This is a genomic window from Clostridium puniceum (assembly GCF_002006345.1).
In the GTDB taxonomy this organism is placed as follows: Bacteria; Bacillota; Clostridia; order Clostridiales; family Clostridiaceae; genus Clostridium; species Clostridium puniceum.
The window spans coordinates 35,075-58,729 of sequence record NZ_LZZM01000127.1; the positions used below are offsets into that span (position 1 = coordinate 35,075).

Here is a 23,655-nt window from a genome sequence, read left to right on the forward strand (position 1 = left end):
ATAATTTATTCAAAGGATCAGGCATTTTTACTGAGACCACAGAAAATGAAATTGATGTTTTGGTAGTAGATGAAGCTCATAGACTTAACGCTAAATCTGGTATGTTTAAAAATATGGGAGAAAATCAAATTAAGGAAATTATAAATACCGCAAAAGTATCTATATTTTTTGTTGATAATAATCAAAGGGTTACTATGGATGATATAGGCAGCATTGAAGAAATTGAAAATCATGCAAAAGTCTTGGATGTTAAAGCTAGAAAATTAAAACTTACTTCACAATTTAGATGTAATGGATCTGATGGATATGTATCATGGCTTGATGATGTTTTAGAAATTAGTGAAACATGTAACTTTGATGGCTTTGAGTTTGATTTTGATTTTAAAGTATTTGATAATCCAAAAGAAATGAGACAAGCTATAGAAGAGAAAAATTCAGTAAACAATAAGTCTAGGCTAGTTGCAGGTTATTGTTATGAATGGGCAACCAAAAAGAAAGAAAATTACAATAAATATGATATAGAATTCTCAGAATATGATTTTAAGATGAAGTGGAATTTAAGTAATAGCACTACTTGGGCAATTGATAAGGAATCCATAAAGGAATGTGGTTGTATCCATACTTGTCAGGGTCTTGAATTTGATTATGTTGGAGTAATAATAGGACAGGATTTAAGATTTGAAAATGGAAAGATAATAACTGACTTTTTTAAAAGAGCAAAAACTGATAAGAGCTTAAATGGAGTCAAAAAGTTATATAAAAAGGATAAAGAAAAAGCTCTTGAAATAAGCGATGAGCTTATTAAAAATACATATAGGATTCTTATGACAAGGGGACTTAAAGGATGTTATGTATGGTGCGAAGATGAAGCTCTTAGAAATTATTTTAAAGAACGGTTAAATTCTTTTAGTAGTCAAATTGGGATAAAGGAAATTGATGAGAATAGAGTTTTAATTATTGAAAATAATTCGTTGTAAATGTAATGTTATTTAAGCCAAGATTTAGTGCTTCAAAAATCTAGGCTGTTATTAAGTTATTTATATAAACCTATGTTCATACAAATATAGGTTTAAAGCTTTCTAGGAATATATTTAAAAAGATTTATAGGTATATATTAAAAAAGGAAAATATGAAAATAGGAATATATTTTTATAGGAAAATATAAAGTTATAAAAATAGGTACATATATAAATATTTATAGGAAGCATGCGAGTTTGAATGGGGTGTCTAAAAATAATTCGGTTTATTACAATTGAAAGTTGAGCTGTTAAAATATGAGAAAAATAAATATTAGATATAGAACTAATAGAGGAGCTAAGGGTAAACTTAAAAGAATTATAGAAGCACTTGAGAAAATGTTATAGAAAGGCAATATTTCATACGCAAAGTAAAAGAATTGAAGATGAAATTGCTGAAAAGAATTGCATTTAATAATTTTAAATGAAATAAAAGGGATTTTGGCAAAAACATAGAAATGATTAATAGATAGGGGATGAAATAGAATGAAAAAATTTAAATTAACAAAAGTAATTGCTAGTTCATTAATAGCAATTTCTGTAATAGCATTAAATCCAATAGCAGCTAACGCAGAATGGATACAAGATTCAAATGGGTGGTGGTATTCAGAAGGTTCAGGTTATGCTACTGGGGAGAAAAAAATTAATGGAAAGGAATATTATTTTGATTCCAATGGATACATGACAACTGGATGGCAAAAGCTTAATACTAATTGGCGCTATTATGATAAAAACGGCTCAATTAAAACAGGTTGGCTACAAGATGGAAACAAATTGTATTACATAAGTCCATTGGGGAAATATATCCTTGAAAACCAGTATATTAATGGCTTTTATCTAAATAGTGATGGAGTAGCAACTGCGTGTACAAAGGTTGGAGACTATGAAATTGATAAAGGAACTGGTACCTTAGTAAGATATAATGGAAATGATGCATCAGTAGTTGTACCAAAAACTATTGGTAGTGTAGAGATAAAAAGTATAGCTCTTCTAGCATTTTCTAATTGTAAGACTTTATCCAGTATAACAATTCCAGATTCTATAACAAATATTAATGCTTATGCATTTAATTCTTGCGAGAGTTTGACAAGTATAAATATAGATGAAAATAATAAAAATTATTCAAGTGTCGATGGTGTGCTCTTTAATAAGATAAAAACAACCTTAATAAGATGTCCTCAAGGAAAAATAGCTAAAAACTATGAGATTCCAGATAGTGTAGTTAATTTAGGGGAGAGCGCTTTTAAATGTTGTTACAGTTTAGGAAGCATAACGGTTCCAGGCTCTGTACTGTCTATAGGAAGAGATACATTTGATGTGCATACAAATACTAAATTTTATGCGGAAAGTGAAAGAATAAGACAAATTCTAAATAAAGTAGGAGATATAGATGCTAGTAAAATAGTATTAGGGAAAGGGTATTATATTGATTCAGATGGGCATTATAGGGTACAGTATGATACAACTGTTGATGGGGATTCTTTAAGTAGTAATGGAGCTTTGACAACTAATTTACCGAAGGTTGCTAATCAATCAGATTTTATTTTTAATTCGAGTGCTGGCATAATAATAAGATATAACGGCAAGGATGCTATATTGATTATACCAAGTGTAATTAATGGTGTTCCAGTAAAGGAAATAGGAGAAAATGCATTTAAAAATAATCTTAAAATAGTAAGTGTAACCATACCAGATAGTGTAACAATTATAGGACGTTGTGCGTTTGAAGGTTGCAGTAATTTAAAAAGTGTAACAATTCCCTTAGGTATAAAAGAAGTGAATAGTGAAGCATTTAAATGGTGTTCTAATTTAACTAATATAAACGCAGGTTTGATGACTGCTAGTTGTATTAGAAAAAACAATGCATATTATGAAAAATTTAAAAATAATACTACTAATAAATCAGGTTCTAATTCTTAATATATAAGTATTGCACTAAATTTCTAGCAACTTAAACACGACCTGTCACAGGAGTACTTCGGGGAAACATAATTTTCCATATATAAGCATTGTACTAAAATATAAAGGCTTAAAGTGAAGTTACTTTTTTAATAGATTAAAGGCTGTAGCATTGGAATTTAATAGATTGACGGATCGGGAAAAATAATATTAATATTGAGATTAAAAAATAGTTTTAAAATGACACTTCTTAATGAGGTGTTATTTTTATTATAAGAATGTTAGAAAGGCAGAATGAAATTATAGGGCAATAATTAGAAATCTTTTTTTATATAAGCTTAGGAGAATATTGTAGTTTTCTCTATGTCCTGTTGTAGTTATATTTAATTTCTTAAATTATGTATATGTTGTGATTTAATATAAATATAGTGTAATATGTATATATAGTGATGCATATCTAATGTATAGAGTACTATATAAAATATGTAGAAAATGGAGATGATAATTATGATATTATATTTTTCGGGAACAGGAAATTCATTATACGTAGCAAAGGATATAGCTACTGCTCAAAAGGAAGAAATTATTTCTATTTCTAAAGAGATGAATTTAAATAAAGAAGTATATGATTATAATTTAAAAGATGATGAAAAGATAATATTTATTTTTCCTATATATGCATGGGCACCACCAAAGATGGTATTAGACTTTATTAGTAAGTTGAAGCTGAATAACTATAAGGGAAATTATATAAGTGCAGTAGCAACTTGTGGTAAAAATATAGGTAATACAATGGAATTGTTGAATGAGAAACTAAATAAAAATGGACTTAATTTAGACAGTGGATTTTCAGTAGTAATGCCCACTAATTACATTATATTAGGAGATGTTTTTACGCGAGAAAAGAATAATGAAATAATTGAAGCTTCTAAACCTGTATTGAAAAATATAAATAAGATAATTAGTAATTTAGAAAAGGGTAAGTTTAATGTAGAAAAGGGAAATATGCCTAAAGTTCTTACATCTGTTATAAATCCATTATTTAATAAGTTTGCTATTGGTACAAAGAAATTTTATGTAACTGGTGATTGTATAGGCTGCAAAATTTGTGAGAAAGTATGTAATAATAATTGTATAAAAGTAGATAAAACACCTGTATGGGGAGAAAGCTGCTCACAGTGCTTAGCTTGTATAAATTATTGTCCAAAGACAGCTATTCAATATGGAAAAGGTACAGTTAAAAAAGGAAGATATACAAATTCATATATAAAATCAGAAGAAATGTATAGATAATGGAATATCTATAAATAATATAGAATTACCTACAACAGTAGATGTAACATTAAGCGATTCAGCAACAAGTGTAGAAGTTATATTGGATAAGGGAAGTCCAGAATATGATGTAAATACAAAAGCAACATATACATTTATTGGTGTATCCAATTATAAAATATTAAACTCCATATAAGCATTATACTAAATTTATATATTTGGTGTAGTGCTTTTTTGTTAAGCAAAAATTAAAGAATACATTTTAGCGTAATATAAATTGCAAAAAAAAGAAATTAAAATTAGGTATATCAGAAATAAAAAACATAAAATGAATAGTGTGAGGCAATTTATGAAAAAATAGAATCAAGATCTATCTATAATTATGGAGAAAAAAGTAGTGAGGGTAAAAATTTATGAAAAAATTTATATATATAATCTTTGGAATGTTACTAGTCTGTATTTTCATATTACCTGAGTCTTATTGTAATGGAGAAACTGCGGCTACAAGTGAAGCTGGTGATAGCAAAGTTTATGAGCTGCAGCAGAATGCATTTAAATATTATCAAGTTAAGCATAAAGGAGCTCTAGGAATTCCAATTTCATGTTCATGTGCAGAGTCTGAAGTGGGAGATATTAGAAAATATACAGTAGAGCCTAAGTATTCTGAATTAATCAATGGTAATAAGGTCGAAATAACTATTTCACAAGTTAATGTTACTGGTTCAGCTGATAACTTTAGTTCAATTTTGAAAGACAATAGATATATAAAGAACATAAAGCTAGATAAACTTGATAATAATACAGTAAAAGTTGATATTGAGACTTCTGGAAAAATAGATGTTAAAGTAAGTCTAGTAAAAAGAAGATATTCGCAAATAGAAGACAATAAATATGAGTTCAAAACCTTTATAGATGTTACTTTTGAAGAAAAAGCTAAAGATAATTCTAAAATAATAATTATTGATCCTGGTCATGGGGGATCAGAGCTTGGAGCAACGGCTAATTTTACTTATGAAAAACAGCTAAATTTGGATATATCTAAAAGAGTAAAAGAAAATCTTGAAAAAGCAGGATATCGTATATATATAACCAGAGATGATGATAGTAATGTAGGATTATTGGATAGAACAGACCCAGCAAATCTTTTAAATGCAGATTTATTTTTCAGTGTGCATAATAATTCACTTCCACTAGATGTAAGTATGCAATCTGTTCATATGTTTAGAGGAACTACGGTACTATATAATTCAACTGCGCCAAAACCAGGAAGAGAATTTGCTACTATACTTATGAGGGAAGTATCTAGTACTATAAAAACTAATACATATCCACTTCAGGATAGACCAAATCTTGCAGTTTTATCATCAGCATGGTGCCCAGCAGTACTTATGGAAACTACTGCTCTGACTGATGATGGTGACACAAAGATGATGATGCATAGAATTAACAGTCAGAAAGTTGCAGATGCATCACTTAGAGCTGTAAACAAATATTTTAATGAGGCTTAAATAAACCGCATGAGGGGTGGATATATATGAGGTCAATAAAGATTATTAATAGATTTTTTTCAGTTATTATTATTGCAGCATTAATCCTTATATCATATAACACCAGTTCAAAAGCTGATACATCGAGGACAGATTTTGCGCATACAGATTTAGGCACTGTTTCAGGCTTAGCAGTTGAAAAGCAAAATCCATATGTTGAATATGCGGGAGTTGATCATTATCCAGTTATAAGTGGTGATACAGTTAAAATTAATATGACCTCCAAGTATGACGGAGATTATTCAGACTATGGTAATTATGATCCAGTGCAATATAGAGTGTTTATAGCTAAGGGTGACGATAAAGGATACAAAGAATTAACTAATGGATATTCAAATGATATGATTGCATACAATGAGTTTATTATAGAAGATAGTCAGCCGTTAACTGAAGGGAATTACAAAGTTATGATTTTTGTAAAGAAATCTTCATCTAATGGAATAGATCAAAATTCATATGGTGCTTATGACAAAATATATAATTTTAATTTTATCTGCTATAACATTTCAAATGCTCCTAAAAATGAGGATTCAAAGGTTTCTAATTCATCAGGTAATATTGTAAATGATGGGATGGCTGTAGAAGATGATGATTATATATATTATGTAAACAGAGTTGGAGATGTTTATGGAGCAGCCCCTGATTATTTATATAAAATAAAGAAAAATGATCCGCCTCGGAAGGATTTTTGTGACTTAAGTTATAATACACAAGTAATCCCAAATAGAGTGTGGAATCTTAATCTTGTAGATGACTGGATTTATTATAGCAATTGGAAGGATCCTTTTCATCATAGTATAAATAAAGTTAAAAAAGATGGAACAGAAGATACATGGATAGCAAATGAACCAACAGGCAATATGTTTGTAGAGGGAAATTGGATATATTATGTTAAAAGAACTAACTCCCATTCAATTGATTTAAATAATATATACAAGATATCTTTAGATGGTACTTGTAGAATAAAGCTTAATTTAACTAGCACAGAAGATATGACTGTAAGTAATGGATGGATTTATTACACCAATATATCTGATGGATATAAAATCTACAGAATGAAATTAGATGGAAGTGAGAATATAAAAATTTGCGATGATGAAACTTTATTTATGACTGTATGCGAAGATACTGTATACTATAGTAATAAGTCAGATGATAATAAGTTATATAAAATAAATGGAGATGGGACTGAAAAAGTGAAATTATCTAATAACAAAGCTACATTTATAAATGCAAGTTATGATTATGTTTATTATGTAAATTATTCAGACAATGAAAATCTTTATAAAATTCCAGTTAGTGGAGGGAAATCTGAAAAAATCACTAATGAGTATGGAACTAATATAACAATTCTAAAGGATAAAATATTTTTTGATACCATGTTTTATAAAAAATAGCAAAAAAGAAAACTATCCTCAAGATAGGGAACACATGTGCAATTAAATGCAAATTATAATAAAAATAGAAATAGGAGTGAATGCTTATGAATATAGTAGATAAATCGGTTCAGGTAGTTACTAAGACTGATGGAGCAGGCATTGTAAAACCGCTATGTTTCTCTATTACAGATGATGATGAAAGTGGAGAAGTAATTAATGTTGAAAGATTAGTTAGAAGGGATAAGGAAAAAATAGGTGGAGATTACATCTATACTTTTACCTGCGAAATTATAAAGGATAATATGAAAATGCTTTGTGACCTAAGGTTAAATTTAAGTACAAATGAATGGATTCTTTATAGGATGTAATTAAAATTATAGCAGTAAGTTTATGTGTAAGAAGTATAAAAGTATGCTAGAAACTACTTTTTGTAAAAGAGGACTTCAAAATTCAGTAGCGGTTGGATCAAAATATGAAAAAACATCAATATACTAGAGAGGAACTAATTGAAAATAATAATATTTCATCAGCAATATTTCTATTAGATCAAAAGGTAGAGCCATCAGAATATATATGGTCCAGTTACACTATGTTTATAGGGAAAAAGAAGAAAAATTAAATAGCTTCGGATTATATTATAAGCTGAGATTTTCTATATTTAGAAAGTCTCAGCTTTATTATGTTATACTAATAATTGTAAAACATAATTTTTACAAACTATAATGTAAAAAATGGTGGTGGAATCTTGAAAGAAGGAATTTATGAGCAAGTTATTAATAATGAAATAATAAGTGAATTAGAAGTTTTAGATATAAATAATCTTTTAATATCAAAGAAAAATATAGATAATGAAGAAGCTAAGGTAATTTTATCCCAGTATATTGAAGGTGTAATAAGAAAATCTCTTAATTATATTAGAGATAAAGAGAAAGAGGATAATGATAAATTATTAAAGCAAATTGAAGTTTGCAACAAGATAATTAATATTCTAGCCAAGGAATCTAATGAAGAGGATATTAAAAAATATAAAATTGATGAAAGTGGAGAACTATTAACTTCACTTTACTTAAAAATTAATAATAAAAGAGCGATTAATGAAGGAAAAGCAGTAAGACCTATAACTTCAATTTCTCAAAGTTCTTTATTTACTGGTTCTATAATGGAGCCTAATATGCTTAGTGAATTGAATAGAGAAATAGTATCTTGTGATTCAATAGATTTACTCATATCTTTTGTTAAATGGAGTGGACTTAGGTGTATTATTGATAGTTTAAAAGAAGCAACTAATAATGATAAAACACTAAGAATAATAACCACCTCATACATGGGTGCAACGGATTCTAAAGCTATTTATGAATTAAGTAAGCTTCCTAATACAGAAATTAAAATATCTTATGATACGGAGAGAACAAGGCTTCATGCTAAAGCTTACATGTTTAAAAGAGAGACAGGGTTTACTACTGCATACATAGGATCATCTAATCTTTCAAATGCTGCTTTAACTTCTGGACTTGAGTGGAATATTAAAGTTACGGAAAGAGATTCTTTTGATATCATAAAGAAATTTGAAGCTACTTTTGAAAGTTATTGGAATGATTCAGAGTTTATTAACTATTTAGGAACTGATAGTGATAAAGAAAAATTATCTAAATCCTTAATGAAAGAAAAATATGTTGATGAGTCTCAGTTTAATTTTCTTTTTGATATAAAGCCTTATTCTTATCAAAAGGAAATACTTGAAAAGCTTCAAGTTGAAAGAGAAATATTTAAGAAGTATAAAAATTTAATAATTGCAGCTACTGGTGTTGGTAAGACTGTAATTTCAGCTTTTGATTATAAACGCTTTTGCAAGGAAAATAAAATGAGCAGCAATAAATTAATATTTGTGGCTCATAGGGAAGAGATATTAAAACAAAGTAGAGATACTTTTAGAGCTATACTTAAAGATAATAATTTTGGAGATTTAATGGTTGGAAATAATATTCCTACTTCATTAGAACATTTATTTGTTTCTATTCAAAGTTTAAATAGTAAGAATTTATGTGAAGTAACCTCAAATGATTATTATGATTTTATAATCATAGACGAATTTCATCATGCAGCAGCTCCATCATATCAGAATTTATTAGAGTATTACAATCCAAAGATTTTACTTGGACTCACAGCAACTCCTGAAAGAAATGATGGTGCAGATATCTTTAAATATTTTGATGATAGGATTAGTGGAGAAATAAGGTTAAATGAAGCTATTAACAGAAAACTATTAAGCCCATTTCAATATTTTGTTGTTACTGATATCATAGATTTATCCAAGCTTAAATGGGGTAGAAGAGGTTATGATATTACAGAATTAAGTAATCTTTATACAGGAAATGACCTTAGAGTAAAACAGATAATAAATAGTTTAAATAACTATGCTACTGATTTAAATGAAATCATTGGACTTGGATTTTGTGTTAGTGTTGAACATGCTAAGTTTATGGCAAAAAGCTTTAATGAAAAGAACATACCTTCAATAGCTTTGCATGGAGATAGCAAAGAAAGTGAAAGGGCTGATGCAAAAAGAAAATTAGTAAATGGTGAAATAAAATTTATTTTTGTAGTAGATTTATATAATGAAGGTATTGATATACCTGAAATTAACACTATTTTATTTTTAAGACCAACTGAAAGCTTAACTGTATTTTTGCAACAGTTAGGAAGAGGCTTAAGGTTAAGCGAAGGGAAAGATTGCTTAACTGTATTAGATTTTGTAGGTCAAGCTCATGGAAATTATAATTTTGAAGAAAAATTTAGAGCACTTATAGGGAAAACTAATCATCCAATTAAAGAGTACATTGAAAATGGATTTTTAACTTTGCCTAAAGGTTGTTATATTCAACTTGAAAAGCAATCAAAGGAATATATCTTAAGAAATATAAAATCTTCAATAAATAACAAAGCAAATTTGATAATTAGATTAAAGAACTTCATATTGGAAACTGATATGGAATTGAATTTAGAAAACTTTTTAAATTATTATCATCTATCGTTAATAGATTTTTATGGAAAATCAGGTGATAGAAGCTTTTGTAGAATGCTTGTATTAGCAGGATTAAAAGAAGAGTTTTATGAAGAACAAGAGAAAGAAATAACGAAAAAATTAAAGAATTTATTCAGCATTAATTCTAGAAGATTCATTGATTTCATATTAAACATTATTAATGACAACAGCATTTATAATGATGATTTAAATGAAGAAGAAAAATTAATGTTAAATATGATGTATTATACCTTTTATAATGATTCGCCTAAGAAACAAGGTTTTAAATCAATAAAACCAGGTATTATGTGTTTATTAAAAAATGAAAATATGGTAAAGGAAGTCGCAATTATATTATCATACAACTATAATAATATTGATTTTATAGATGAGAAAGTTGAACTTGGCTATCCTTGTCCGTTAGACTTACATTGTGAATATTCTAGAGATCAAGTTATGGCAGCTCTTGGATATTTTAATAATAATAAAAAGCCAGCTTTTAGGGAAGGTGTAAAATATTTTGAGGATAAATCATTGGATATATTTTTTATTACCTTAAATAAAAGCGATAAAGATTTCTCGCCATCAACACTTTATGAGGATTATGCAATTAATGAAAATCTATTTCATTGGCAAAGTCAAAGTACAACATCTGTAGAGAGTGCTACAGGAAAAAGATATATAAACCATAAAGACTTAAATAGTAAAGTAGCTTTATTTGTTAGAGAAAGTAAAATTCAAGATGGAATAACCGCACCATTTACTTATTTAGGCTTATGTGAATATGTAAAGCATACTGGAAATAAACCAATAAGTTTTGTATGGAAACTGGAAAAAGAAATACCAGCTAAAATTATAAATAAAGCTAATAAGACAATAGTAATTTAAATTTGATAGAGATATATCTGAGGTTGATATTTTAAAGGATTATTTTGATAAGAAAACGGAAAAGGCTACAAACATAACTATTCAAAATTCTATTAAAAATTAAAAAGGCAATAAATAAAATTATGATATAATAAGTATAAAATACTGGTAAAGCATAGAAAGCGTGGTAATAATGAAAGATACAATAAGCAGAATTAGAAAATTTAGAAACGATAGAGATTGGAGCCAATTTCATACGCCAGCAAATTTATCTAAAGCAATTTCAATTGAAGCTGGAGAGCTTCTAGAAGAATTTTTATGGGATGATAAAAATTATAATAAAGAGCATGTATTAGAAGAGCTTGCAGATGTTATGGTTTATTGTATACATATGGCTGATTCTTTAGGCGTGGATTTAGAAGAAATAATTAATTCCAAAATGGATAAGAATGAAAAGAAATATCCAGTAGAAAAAGCTAAGGGAAATAGTAAAAAATACACACAACTATAAAAAGCAGCTATGCTGCAAATAAGAACTTTTCACAATTATAAAAAGCACGCACATATAAAAAGAGTGCGAAGCACAACCAAGAACTTATCTACTTATAAAAGAGTGTGAAGCATAATTATAAACTTATTAAGTGTAACCAAGAACATCTTACAACTGTAAAAAGGAGAACATAAAAGGTGATTGTATATGAGGCTAGTAAAAGAGATTTTATGAATCATGTTACTAATGACGAGATTAGTATTTTAATAGATAGAGAATATTAAGTGAAACTTAATTCAGGTGTGGTATCCTCACCTGAATTTTAGTTGAACTTATCCAGGAGATTAGTGCCACTTAACACCAGCCTATAGAGGAAGGTGTTTTAGTGGCAGTTAGCTATCGGATAAAAATAAAATAGGGAAATCTAGAGAAAATGAATTTAAAGCATGGGATAATTCTATGCTTTATATGTTTAAGGCACTTAATACTCATGATATTCCAGATGAATGTGGAGTTGCAATTGAATATAGGATTCCTGCAACTTCTAGAAGAGTTGATTTTATTTTAACTGGACTTGATGAAAATGATAAGGAAAATGTAATTATTGTTGAGCTTAAACAATGGAATGAATTAGAAGAAGTAACAGATGAGGATGCTATTGTTAGAACAGCTATAAATAGAGGTAAAAGGAGAACCCCACATCCATCTTATCAAGCTTGGTTGTATGCTAGTTTAATTGAAGATTATAATGAGTCTGTTGAAAGAAATAATATAAAATTGCATCCTTGTGCTTATTTACATAATTACATAAAGAAAGAAGAAAATGATCCTTTAGAAAATGAAGTTTATAATAATTGGTTACATAAGGCTCCTGTTTATACAAAGGGTGATGTTATAAAACTTAGAAAATTTATTTGTAAGTATGTTAAAAAGCCTGATTAAGGGAAGGGTATTTATTATATTGAAGGTGGTAAGATTAGACCTTCAAAGTCGCTTCAAGATGCACTTAAAGTTATGATTGATGAGAATGAAGAGTTTATCATGATTGATGATCAAAAGGTTGCTTTTGGGAGTATTATGAGAACTGTTCGTGATTGTATTAGAACTGGAGCTAAGAAGACAGTAATTGTTGAAGAAGGACCTGGGACAGGCAAGTCTGTTCTTGCAATTAATCTTCTTGTTAAGATACATGAATTTAAACTGTCAGTATGTAACTAAAAATGCAGCACCTAGAAATGTATATTGCGAAAAGCTTAAGAGGAATTATACTCAAAAATACATTAATAATTTATTCAAAGGGTCAGGCGTTTTTACTGAGACTGCAGAAAATGAAATTGATATTTTGGTAGTAGATGAAGCTCATAGACTTAATGGTAAATCAGGTATGTTTAAGAATATGGGAGAAAATCAAATTAAGGAGATTATAAATACTGCAAAAGTATCTATATTTTTTGTTGATAATAATCAAAGGGTTACTATGGATGATATAGGCAGCATTGAAGAAATTGAAAATCATTCAAAAGTCTTGGATGTTAAAGCTAGAAAATTAAAACTTACTTCACAATTTAGATGTAATGGATCTGATGGATATGTACCATGGCTTGATAATGTTTTAGAAATTAGTTCAACAGGTAATTTTGATGGTTTTGATTTGAGCGTGATTTTAAAATAAAATAGAATTTAAATAATAATTCATCTTGGGCAATTGACAAGAAATCTATAAACGAATCTAGTAATCAATCTTGGAACTGGCGTTGGAATCACCGTTAAAGAACTTGTTGCCTCTTTTGAAAATGTAATTGGAAAACTAGTTAATAAAGAAAATGCTAAACCCGGATTAGGGGATGTATCAGGGGCTTTTGCAAATGTTTGTAGAGCAAAAGAGCTTATTAAGTGGGAGGCTGGTTGCTCTCTTGAGGATGGAATTCGTGATGCCCTAAAATGAGACGAAATAAGAAAGAATATAATTAGTTTTTAGCCAATCAATCTAAAAGTATGTATTAACTTTAATGAAGAAGCAGTATAAGAGTGTTTAGAATGGATAATATTAAGGAAATCAATTTTAAAGTAAATGGATTTGATATAAATGCATCTTATCTTCAGAAAACTATAGATGATATTTTAATACCCTTATTAAGGAAATGGGCATCGATGAATAATGGAAAAGATGAAGGATTCATTATTAAAAAAATAGCCTTAGATTTCTAAAGCTATTCAGTCATAAGTTTTTTGAAGTTTTTAGCTTTCATTAATAATGAAATATATATACTTAAAATTGTAATATACTATTTGAAATCATTTTTATTACTATTTTTATTCTTATTCTTTTTCTGTGCAGTTTTACTCTTATTGCTCTTATCATTGTTGTATTCGGAATCACCCATTAATATCACCACCTTCTTTACTTTTTATTATTTGTAGAAAAAGGTTATGTTATTCATCTTTATAAACAGAGTGATAGGAGTAATTCCTATTGTATTATATAGTGTTTTTATATTGCCATTTCTATAAAACCTTTATACCATTCATCACTAATTCAAATTTTGCATTTAAAAAATTGCTACATACTGATTAGCTAAAATAAACATATTATCTTTCCACTTTAAGGTATTTAAAACATAGCCTAAAGAATCTGCGTTATATCTTCCAGCTATTTTTTGATAGGCTAGCAGCTCATATACATTATTTGAATCAAAATCTACTGGATATAAGCCACTTAAAGGATTTACAAATCCACTAATGGGACTTTTCAGGTTACCGTTCTCGTAATATATTTCATGTAGATACTCATCATCTCTACTAGTGGATATATCTATAATGTAGTTTCTATCATTTTTTTTACTTATAACCTCAACTCTATAGTTATCCTTATAAGTAACTTCATAATTGTATTCCTCGTTGTATGAATTAAAATCAAACAGCAATTGTGGTGTATTATTTATAAAGGAATAAATGTAGTGATACATTATAGCACCACTTCCACCTGAATTAATGCTTATGAAGATATCATCGATACCATCTCCAGTAAATTCTCCTAAAAAAAGACTTGGGTTATATCCTGAATTGTTACTCAGAGGTATGTTGGTAAATCTGCCTGTGCTTCCATCCTGTATTACAAGGGTAATGTTTTGAGTAAATGGACTATCTGATGTTTTTATACCTGTTAAATACACATTATCAGGTATTCTATCACCATTTACATCTCCTCGTACAAAAGAAACAATACTTTGGGTTGTCATGTTATCCCTGAAATAGCGATTATACATAACCGCTCCTTTACATTATAGTGTTTCACATAAATAGTTTATGAGCTAAGCTGTAATCTGCTACAGATTTTAGTCTTAGGCTAAGTAAGAAAGGGGGAGTTATATAGAAAGTTTAAAAATAAGGATACTGCTGGTAGATTTAACTACAAGCAGTATCCTTATTTAGGGTTTGCTTAATAACACCGAAAATATTTATTTACAAATATTACTTAATTATGTTAGTTTCAATAGCTTGTTTTAATTCCTCTTCATTAGTTAATGGTTCAGTTGGGTAACCTAGTGCTATACCAGCATCTGGTACAAAACCTTCAGGTAAGTTTAGCTCTTTTATTAAATCCTCATTTTTAGAAATTGCAAATACAAAGCCTAATAAATATACACTTCCAACTCCTAATTCTATTCCAGCAAGGGACATATTTTCAATTATACAAGATGCATTAGCCAATCCAATAGCTGGTGCTTTCTCATTTGGTTTACTAGAAACAATCACCAAGGTAGGAGCATCATAAAGTGGATTCATTTTTGGATTACCAAACACTTCTCTGGTTATATTTGTGATTTTATTTAATAAATCAACATTTTGAATAACTGTTAGATGCATTGAATTATAAGCGCCCATTCCTATTGGTGCAGCACATCCTGCTTTTATAATAGTATCTAAAGTTTCATCACTAATTTGTTCAGATTTATAGCTTCTAGTTGATTTACGAATTGCAATTGCTTTCATTAATTCCATATTTAAAATCTCCTTTTAGTAATACATTTACTCAAATTAATAAACTTGGTATAATTATTATACTTACTTAAATTTGCGTAAACAAGTACGCAGAATTTTATTATTAGGTATTATTTTTAATACCAGGGAGGGAGATAGATGGCAACTAAGACAGAGTTAGATCAATTTTTAAAAGAACTTAAAGAAGATGATAATAATGAAGAAGGTAATTATAACATAGAATGCCCAGTAAAATATACTTTGGGAGTCATTGGGGGAAAGTGGAAGCTACGTATATTGTCTCAATTGTTAAAAAAAGATGTAGTACGTTTTAATGAATTAAAGAAGAAAATATCAGGAATAACGAATACCATGTTATCTAATTCTTTGAATGAATTGGCAAAAGATCAATTGATTATTAGAAATCAATATAATGAAATGCCACTTAGAGTTGAATATGAACTTACTGATAAGGGAAAAAGCTTATTGCCATTACTATATGAACTATCAAGCTGGGGAAAAAATCAATCGTAATCAAATTAAATAATACAATTAGCATCTGGCTTAAGTTTTTATAAAGCTAGATGTTATTTTTAATATGTAAAATTACGGTATAATTTTATTAAACATAGATAATTTTTATCAAAATTTGATTGAATACTTAAATAGAAATTATTTCAATAATCAAAAATTAGAGGAAGAGGTCATTACATTACTAAGACATTATATTTTTTATAAAAATTTTTGCAACACTTCTCTAAGTTGGATTGTATTACTAATATAAAAGGAAAAATTAACATGTAACTTAGAAGGAGAAGATAATATTATGAAAAAATTAATGATAGGTTTATTAACAGCAGTAACAATTATGGGAATGTCAGCTCAAGCATTTGCAGCAGATTTGGATATTCAAAAATCAAAGTTAGAGGTTATTGAGGAGCTTCCTATATCAAACTCTGCGCCTAAGGATGTAGATATCAATAAAGTGATAATATGCGGAAAAAATATTGAAATTGGGAGAAATGGTGTTTTAATATATAAAGGAAAGGTTATGGTTCCCCTTAAAACTACAGCAGAAAGTCTTGGCTTTAAAGTTGAATCAGATAAGGATAATAAAATTGTAAGTTTAGATAATGGTGAAATTAAAACAAACGTCTATGTAGGAATGGATGGTTATTATTATTCAAGCAGTAATGCTATAGGATTAACTATGATGCATGAATTAGGTGCAGAGCCTATAATAGAGAATAAAATTGTATATGTTCCAATTAATATGTATAATTTTCTATTTAATGATCAAAAAGCAGTGGGAAGTTTTTTGGTAAGAAATAAAGATGGACAATGGATTTATTCACTTAATGGAGAATTGATAGAAGGATGGAAATTAATAAATAATAAGTGGTATTTTATGAATAACAATGGCATAATGCAAAGAGGTTGGGTGCAAACCAATAGAAATTGGTACTATTTATTAAATAATGGAGAAATGGCAACAAGTACAGTAACTCCAGATGGCTATAAAGTGGATCAAAGCGGGAAATGGGATGGTAAGCCTGCATCTACAGTGGCGACTCAAACTGAAGATGTATTGGATATAATAAATCCTATTGAAGGCTTTGACACTATAGATGAAGCTCAAAAAGCACTAAAATTTAAAGTTACAGTACCAAAAGAATTATTAGGTAAATATAATATAAAATATATAAATACTATATCAAGAAATTTATTTCAAATATGCTATATAAGTAAACAAAGTGATGTTTTATTTAGAATGGGACAAGGAATTGAGGATATAAGTGGTGACTATAATAACTATAAGACTAATAATATTGTAAATATAAATGGTAGCAATGTTAAGTTAAAAGGAGATAATAATCTTATCAAAGTCGCAGTCTGGAGTGTAAATAATATGTCATATTCTATTTCAGTAAATGATGGTATGAAACAAGACGATATTATTAAAATAATTAAAAGTACTTCTTAATTATATATATTCTAATAAATAATCTTCACTAGATATTATACTAATCACAAATTAAATGAAGTAAGTTAATTAGAAGTTGTATTATAGAGAGTTTAAATAATAAGTAACATAAGTAGAGACAAGAATAATAAGTATGAGTTTATTCTGAGGCTATGTAAAGATTTTTATTAATATATTATGCTACGGGATGGGAAGATGAGACTTTTACTCAATATAAGTTTTTTTAAAGTAGCAGTATTTTTATTTTTTCTTGGACTTCTATTAATAGCATAATTCATAATAGCACTCCATTTATTGAAATTAATTTTATATTATCATTGCTTTTCATACATTAAAAGATGAATTATCAATAAATATTGTAAATATGCAAATTTTAAGAGTAATATTAGTGTAATAAGGAAATGACTAATATATACAAGTGCATAGAGGAGGAAATTATGTTTAGAAAATTATGTGCTGGATTAGTCCTTATAGGAACAATGGCAATAACTTTGTCCTGTAGCGGAAAGAGCAGTGATTCATCAAAAGTAGTTATGGCAAATAACAGTATTTCCACTGAAAGTTCCATAACAGAAAATAATAAGATAAATAAAAACAGTGCTCAAAGTAATTTTGAGCCAGCATCTCAGGGATCATATAAAATAGTAAGTAAAACTTATGATAATAATAAAGGAACTAAGATAAGTTATCCTCAAATATCAGATTTAAGTGATGCTGAAAAACAGAAGGGATAAAATGAGATTATTAAAAATGAAGCATTGAAGGGCAACAATTATTATAAAGATGTAGACGGTGAGGTAACTATTGATATAAATTATAAAATTGTTTGTCAGGAGCCAGAACTTCTCAGCATAATTTATTCTGGAGTGGGGAACGTTTCAGGAGCTGCACATCCAAGCAATCTTTTTTATACAACTAACTTGGATATTACAAATAGAAAGAATTTAAGATTAAATGATATTGTAAATATTAACGATGATTTTATTAATATGCTTATTAATGGAGGATTTAAGGCTGTAAATAGTGAATACGAAGCTGAATATAAGTCTGAAATAAATATGCTTACTCTTGAGGAGTGGAAAAAAAGACTTTTAGCTGCAGATCCATCAGATAAAATGGGGAGTGAATTTAGTTATATGACTAAAGATTCATTGGGCATTAGCATAGGAGTTATACATGCACTTGGTGATCATGCAGAATTTGAAATTAAGTATAAGGATATCTGGAAATATATTAAGCTTAAAGATGACGCACATTTCTCAGAATTTTTTAAAGCTATAAAGAATTAATAATAAATTTTTATGAGAGTTTATGTAGAGTAAGCTCTCATTTTTTTGTGGAGAAAATTTTAATAAGTAAATTAAAAATAAAGTATAATAATCTGAGATTTTCATATTTATAGAAAATTTCAGATTAAATTATTTCATAAGAATGTATGTTATAATGATGGCAGTAAAATTTAACAAGAAACAGTTTTTTAGTTATATAAAAAGTAAAGTGCAAAGGAGTTACCATGAATATAGATAATTTTAAGGAATATATAGATAAAATAATTTTAGAGAGAGGCTATGACTATTATATTGATGGGAATATAGTTGACACTCGTAATGAAGGAGATAATACTTACATATTTGAAGTACAGGGAAGTGAAGACTATCAGGTTGTAGTACAGCTTGATACTAATGGTGAAATAATTTATTCTGAATGTGATTGTCCATACGATTTTGGACCAATATGTAAGCATGAAGTTGCAGCTTATTATGAATTAGCTGAACATATAAGCAATGTTATTAATGATAAAGTAGAAAATAGAAATAATGTTATTAATAAAAAGTCAAAAAAGGTAATGATGAAAGAGCCAGAAATAAAAGAAGTTTTGAGCAACCTTTCAAAAGAAAAGCTAATAGATATTATATTGGATATAACCAAAAAAGATAGAACTTTAAAAGATAGCCTTATTGTAAGATATTCAAAAGGAAATAGTGAACAGGAACTTAAAAAATGCAAAAAGTTAATAGATTCAATTGTGAAAAAGCATTTAGGAAGAGAGAGATTTATTTCCTATAGAGAAGCTGGTTATTTTGTAAGCGACATGGAAGAGTTATTAGAAAAGATACGAGAAACAGATGATATAATATTGGCAGTCGATATTGCTTTTTTAGTAATAGATGAGGGAATAGAGGCTTTTCAATATGCCGATGATTCTGATGGTGATGTTGGTGGCTTAGTATCAGAAACCATTAATTTAATAGGTGAAATAATAAGTTACAATGAAGATATAGATATTAATATAAAGGAAGAGCTATTTGAGAGATTGTTAAGTAAAGGTGAAAGTAAGATTTTTGATGATTGGACAGATTATAGAATGGACATTTTAGGATTATGTGTTGATGTTGCAATTACGGAAGTTCTTAGAAACAAACTAAAGATAAAATTAAATTACTTAATTGATAAAAATTATAAGAATGAGTATATGAAATACAGCAACGAATGTATGCTTCATATATTATTTAATATGATAAATAAGTATGGAACTAAGGAAGAAGCAGAAGAGTTTATAAAGGACAACTTAAAGTTTTCGTCTTTTAGGGAATTATTTATAAACAAATATCTTAAAGAGGAAAATTATGAAAAAGTTTTAGAATTGTCATTAGACGGAGAAAAACAAGATGCAAGATTTGCTGGGTTAATTTTAAAATGGAAAAAAATAAGATATTCAGCATATAAAGAACTTTCTATGAGAGAGGAACAAAGAAATTTAGCTAAAGAGCTTTTACTTCAGGGTAATTTTGAATATTATAAAGAATTAAAAGAATTGGCAGAAGATAAAACAAATTTTTATAATAATTTAAAACAAGAACTTAAAAAATATGACCATTGGCATTCTGAAAGAATTTTTCTTCAGATAATATTAGAAGAAAAGGATTTAGATGAAACAATGGAATATGTAAGAAAAAATCCAACAAGTATAGATAATTATGCAGAAATTTTAATGGATAAGTTTAAGGATGAAGTAATAGAGATTTATAAAAGATATATAAAATTTGAAGCTAGTCATGCATCAAATAGAAGTAATTATAAAAATATATGTGGAATAATTAAAAGATATAAAAAAATTGCTGGAAAGCAAAATCAAACACAAATGATAAATGAATTAATTGCTTTATATAGAAAAAGACCAGCTTTTTTAGATGAACTTAGTAAGATTAAATAATGAAATGGCAGTAGCTAGAATATTTTAAGATAATAGCGGAAAGGGAGACTTTTACTGAGGCAGCAAATTTACTTTCTGTAACACAACCGGTCTTAAGAAAGACTATTTCTAGATTAGAAGAAGAGCTGGAAGTCCCTTTATTTGAAAAAATGGACGTAATATAAGATTAACTTCATCACTTTACCATAGGAACACATTTTATGCCTGAAATAATAAGTGACTTTTTAAATAAATGCCCAAATGTTTAAAGATTTTGTGATAGAAGTTATCTGTAGCTTGGAGTTTTATTAAATTTCAAGAGCAATAGAGAAATTGAAAAAGGCTGAGTAAGAACAAGAGAATTTTTGGAAACCAATTATGAGATAGCTTTAATAAATTGTTATAATTTACAAAAGAGTAATTTAGAGCTAGAATATACAGAGAAAGCTTTAGCTTTAGACTAAAATTTTCAAGAGGATAATGACTTGAAAATTATGATTTAAGAGATATTAAAAGATAATTAAGACGTATAGAATAAGAACATAAGGGGTAATTATTTTGAATATTGAAAATAGTATAATTTTTATAAATGATGAAGATAAAACAGAAGCGGTAATAAACTGTTATCAAATAGAAGATGATAAAATTGAAGTAAAATTAAATAATGGTGAAAGTAATATTTATGGTGATAGTCAAGTTAAGTGGAGTACAAAATTTGAGCCGATTGAACTGAGAAATGTTGTGATTTATGAAAATGAAGTGCAAATGACAAACCTTTTAAAGGCTATAATTTTTGAGGAATTTGATAAAATAAGAATTATTTTCAAAGATGGAAGCAATAAGTTATACTCAAGAGATAAATTAGTTATTAGAGATAATGGCCTTGAGGAACCTATTGTAGAGAATAATTTTATGTATTTTAAAGAGATTTCAAAGCAGCTTGATTTATACAATGATTATGATGGTGTAAGTAAAATACTTGAAAAAATTTCTGTTATAAATCCGAATAGTGCACTTGTAAATTATTTAAATCCAAAATCAATTGAAATAGGATATGATTTCGATTTTGCAATATATCCTTTTGGGTTTAATTTAAAGCAAAGGGAGGCAGTAGAAAAAGCTCTTAATAGTAAAATAAACATTATAGAGAGTTCATCAATAGCAGATAGGACTGAAGTTATATTAAATGTCGCTGCAACTGCTGTTTTAGAGGGGAAAAATGTAGTAATAGTTACTAAGGATGATTTTTCAGCCTTAAAATATCTAGAAATACTTAAACAATCAGATATTGATTTTACTGTGAATCATTTAAAAGAGAATGAAACAAACAGTTTTCAAAATAATTGTGAACAGTGGCTTAGAAATCCTAGCGGTAAGTTTGAGCATGAAAATCTATCTGAGAAAAAAGCAGCTTTGGTTAGTATTCAAAATGAGTTAGTTAAAAAATTGGAAAATCAAACTAAAATTGAAAGTTTAGAAGTTCAAAAATCCTATCTAATTTTTGACAATGCTGAACTTGAAAAAGCTATTGAATCAAATGAAGTTAAAATACCAGCTTCTGTGTTAAGCTTTAGCACAGAGAAGCTTTTAGCCTTTAAGGAAGAATATAGTTCAATTATTAAAAAGCAAGGACATATAAGCTTTTTGAGAAAAATAATGTTTATATTCAAATATAATATTTTAGATTTTGGTTTTTATAATATTAAACCTGAAATATTGGAAAAAGTATTAAGTGAAGCTTATAACAACTTAAAAATTGATGAGATAGATATAGAAATAAAATTACTACAGAGCAATTTAGATAAGAATAAAATTAACATGGAAATAGAACAATTCAAAAAAAAATCAATGGAAGTATTAAAGAGTGGGCTATATGAATACTTAAAGAATAGTAAAGAAATGAACATATCTCAAATAGAAGGAGAAGACGAAACATTAAATAAAAAAATAAACTATCCTATTTTAACTTCAGCAAGAGATTTCTTTATAAATACAATTAATAATAATTGTATTTTTGATTATGTGATTCTTGATGAGGCAGCAGATATGGATATAGTTACAGGTGCGTTAGCATTTGCAAGAGGAAGAAACCTTATTATTATTGATGATTTAAACGAAATCCAAACCAAATTAGATGACACAATAGCTAATGAATTGGTTGAAATTTTCGATAAAAACCAAGTAAACCCAGCATACAAATATCTAGATAATTCATTAATATCATCACTTAACCAATTGTTTGAGAAAGTTCCCAAAACAGTGTTTTCAAAAAAATACAAAGGGAATAATAGGACATAGATTGCTATACGAAAAATTAATAGTTAAAAATGAAAGCTACTATAAGATAAGAAATATAACAGGAATAGATGATAAAAATATGTTTGAAGTCGTTGTTTAAAAACATTTTAAATAAAATAAGGTGTAATAAGAAAAGACTGATATAGGAACTTGGAAAATACATGTTATAATAAAAAAATAAAAATAAATACAATAATATGGTTTATTTGCATAGTGTCAACAAAGGTGAAAATATTAGCATATTTTTTAAATTTCTTAGAAGTATTAAAATTTTTTTAGGAGGTTATATGAAATTATATGTAAATGTAAAGCAGGCAAGCTCGCGTAAAAACTTTATATCAAAGGAAGAAATAACTTTAGAGGTGATTCCTGCTACCTTAAGATTATTAATAGAACAAATTATAATTAAAAACGTTAAAGAATTTAATGACAACATAAAAAAGGAAAAACTAGTGGAGTATTTGACAGCAGAGGAAATAGAAACAAAAGCTGAACTTGGGAAAGTTTCATTTGGAAGTCTTTATAATGATACTAAACAAAATTTGAGTAAAGCTTTAGAAAATGCTTTTACAGCTTATGAAGATGGTATTTATAAAGTATTTGTAAATGATGAAGAAACTGGAAAGTTAGATGAAGCTGTAAATTTAAATAATGGAGATATTTTAACTTTTATTAAATTCACAATGCTAGCAGGCAGATTGTGGTAA

General features: G+C 27.8%; 22 protein-coding genes and 2 pseudogenes. 22 read left to right on the forward strand and 2 right to left on the reverse strand.

Annotated features, from left to right (window positions below; genetic code table 11):
• Positions 1–8: 8 nt before the first annotated feature.
• From CLPUN_RS09780 to CLPUN_RS27620, 14 genes and pseudogenes are all read left to right on the forward strand, one after another.
• Positions 9–977 (forward strand): annotated as a pseudogene (locus tag CLPUN_RS09780) (DUF2075 domain-containing protein); the annotation flags it as partial.
• Between the two features lie 525 nt (positions 978–1,502).
• Complete coding sequence (locus CLPUN_RS09785) at positions 1,503–2,936, forward strand: leucine-rich repeat protein (RefSeq protein WP_077847104.1); 1,434 nt, start codon at positions 1,503–1,505, stop codon at positions 2,934–2,936.
• A gap of 486 nt (positions 2,937–3,422) precedes the next feature.
• Positions 3,423–4,208, forward strand: a complete 786-nt coding sequence (locus CLPUN_RS09790; RefSeq protein ID WP_077847105.1) for an EFR1 family ferrodoxin — start codon at positions 3,423–3,425, stop codon at positions 4,206–4,208.
• Between the two features lie 19 nt (positions 4,209–4,227).
• Positions 4,228–4,383 carry an Ig-like domain-containing protein gene (locus CLPUN_RS29590; RefSeq protein ID WP_423237289.1) on the forward strand — a complete coding sequence of 52 codons (156 nt, stop codon included), beginning with the start codon at positions 4,228–4,230 and terminating at the stop codon, positions 4,381–4,383.
• Between the two features lie 217 nt (positions 4,384–4,600).
• On the forward strand, positions 4,601–5,695 hold the full coding sequence (locus tag CLPUN_RS09800) for an N-acetylmuramoyl-L-alanine amidase family protein (RefSeq protein WP_077847107.1): 1,095 nt from the start codon (positions 4,601–4,603) through the stop codon (positions 5,693–5,695).
• A gap of 26 nt (positions 5,696–5,721) precedes the next feature.
• Complete coding sequence (locus tag CLPUN_RS09805) at positions 5,722–7,131, forward strand: DUF5050 domain-containing protein (protein ID WP_077847108.1); 1,410 nt, start codon at positions 5,722–5,724, stop codon at positions 7,129–7,131.
• Between the two features lie 86 nt (positions 7,132–7,217).
• Positions 7,218–7,481, forward strand: coding sequence for a hypothetical protein (locus tag CLPUN_RS09810; RefSeq protein WP_077847109.1), 264 nt, complete (start codon positions 7,218–7,220; stop codon positions 7,479–7,481).
• 104 nt (positions 7,482–7,585) lie between these two features.
• A complete protein-coding gene (locus CLPUN_RS27615) occupies positions 7,586–7,732 on the forward strand; it encodes a hypothetical protein (RefSeq protein WP_158078741.1) in 147 nt (48 codons plus the stop codon).
• 126 nt (positions 7,733–7,858) lie between these two features.
• On the forward strand, positions 7,859–11,023 hold the full coding sequence (locus tag CLPUN_RS09815) for a DUF3427 domain-containing protein (RefSeq protein ID WP_077847110.1): 3,165 nt from the start codon (positions 7,859–7,861) through the stop codon (positions 11,021–11,023).
• A 172-nt stretch (positions 11,024–11,195) separates the two neighbouring features.
• Entirely contained in the window at positions 11,196–11,513 is a 318-nt protein-coding gene (locus tag CLPUN_RS09820) for a nucleotide pyrophosphohydrolase (RefSeq protein ID WP_077847111.1), read from the forward strand.
• 447 nt (positions 11,514–11,960) lie between these two features.
• On the forward strand, positions 11,961–12,434 hold the full coding sequence (locus tag CLPUN_RS28635) for a hypothetical protein (protein WP_242954093.1): 474 nt from the start codon (positions 11,961–11,963) through the stop codon (positions 12,432–12,434).
• Positions 12,435–12,506: 72 nt separating this feature from the next.
• Entirely contained in the window at positions 12,507–12,710 is a 204-nt protein-coding gene (locus CLPUN_RS28640; RefSeq protein ID WP_242954094.1) for a DUF2075 domain-containing protein, read from the forward strand.
• Positions 12,682–13,164 carry a DNA/RNA helicase domain-containing protein gene (locus CLPUN_RS28645; protein WP_242954095.1) on the forward strand — a complete coding sequence of 161 codons (483 nt, stop codon included), beginning with the start codon at positions 12,682–12,684 and terminating at the stop codon, positions 13,162–13,164. The genes CLPUN_RS28640 and CLPUN_RS28645 overlap by 29 nt, the downstream gene beginning before the upstream one ends.
• A gap of 365 nt (positions 13,165–13,529) precedes the next feature.
• Positions 13,530–13,700 (forward strand): hypothetical protein, encoded by a 171-nt coding sequence (locus CLPUN_RS27620; RefSeq protein WP_158078742.1) that lies wholly within the window; start codon positions 13,530–13,532, stop codon positions 13,698–13,700.
• Positions 13,701–14,041: 341 nt separating this feature from the next.
• Here CLPUN_RS27620 and CLPUN_RS09835 read toward each other — a convergent pair whose 3' ends face one another.
• Both CLPUN_RS09835 and CLPUN_RS09840 read right to left on the reverse strand, forming a co-directional pair.
• Positions 14,042–14,758, reverse strand: coding sequence for a spore coat protein (locus tag CLPUN_RS09835; RefSeq protein ID WP_077847112.1), 717 nt, complete (start codon positions 14,756–14,758; stop codon positions 14,042–14,044).
• 205 nt (positions 14,759–14,963) lie between these two features.
• A complete protein-coding gene (locus tag CLPUN_RS09840; RefSeq protein WP_077847113.1) occupies positions 14,964–15,494 on the reverse strand; it encodes a nitroreductase family protein in 531 nt (176 codons plus the stop codon).
• Between the two features lie 138 nt (positions 15,495–15,632).
• Between CLPUN_RS09840 and CLPUN_RS09845 the strand changes: the two genes are divergently transcribed.
• The 8 genes and pseudogenes from CLPUN_RS09845 (at position 15,633) to CLPUN_RS09880 (ending at position 23,655) form a co-directional block, all read left to right on the forward strand.
• Complete coding sequence (locus CLPUN_RS09845; protein WP_077847114.1) at positions 15,633–16,007, forward strand: winged helix-turn-helix transcriptional regulator; 375 nt, start codon at positions 15,633–15,635, stop codon at positions 16,005–16,007.
• A 292-nt stretch (positions 16,008–16,299) separates the two neighbouring features.
• Positions 16,300–17,457: a stalk domain-containing protein gene (locus tag CLPUN_RS09850; protein ID WP_077847115.1), complete on the forward strand. Its 1,158-nt coding sequence runs from the start codon at positions 16,300–16,302 to the stop codon at positions 17,455–17,457.
• Positions 17,458–17,894: 437 nt separating this feature from the next.
• The gene (locus tag CLPUN_RS09855; RefSeq protein WP_077847116.1) at positions 17,895–18,191 is read left to right on the forward strand and encodes a hypothetical protein; all 297 of its coding nucleotides are present in this window, start codon (positions 17,895–17,897) and stop codon (positions 18,189–18,191) included.
• Positions 18,192–18,215: 24 nt separating this feature from the next.
• Positions 18,216–18,746: a hypothetical protein gene (locus CLPUN_RS09860; protein ID WP_077847117.1), complete on the forward strand. Its 531-nt coding sequence runs from the start codon at positions 18,216–18,218 to the stop codon at positions 18,744–18,746.
• A gap of 224 nt (positions 18,747–18,970) precedes the next feature.
• Entirely contained in the window at positions 18,971–20,671 is a 1,701-nt protein-coding gene (locus CLPUN_RS09865; RefSeq protein WP_077847118.1) for an SWIM zinc finger family protein, read from the forward strand.
• A gap of 29 nt (positions 20,672–20,700) precedes the next feature.
• A pseudogene (locus CLPUN_RS29595) lies at positions 20,701–20,913 on the forward strand (LysR family transcriptional regulator); the annotation flags it as partial.
• Positions 20,914–21,208: 295 nt separating this feature from the next.
• Positions 21,209–22,948 carry a hypothetical protein gene (locus CLPUN_RS09875; protein ID WP_077847119.1) on the forward strand — a complete coding sequence of 580 codons (1,740 nt, stop codon included), beginning with the start codon at positions 21,209–21,211 and terminating at the stop codon, positions 22,946–22,948.
• A gap of 287 nt (positions 22,949–23,235) precedes the next feature.
• Complete coding sequence (locus tag CLPUN_RS09880) at positions 23,236–23,655, forward strand: hypothetical protein (protein ID WP_077847120.1); 420 nt, start codon at positions 23,236–23,238, stop codon at positions 23,653–23,655.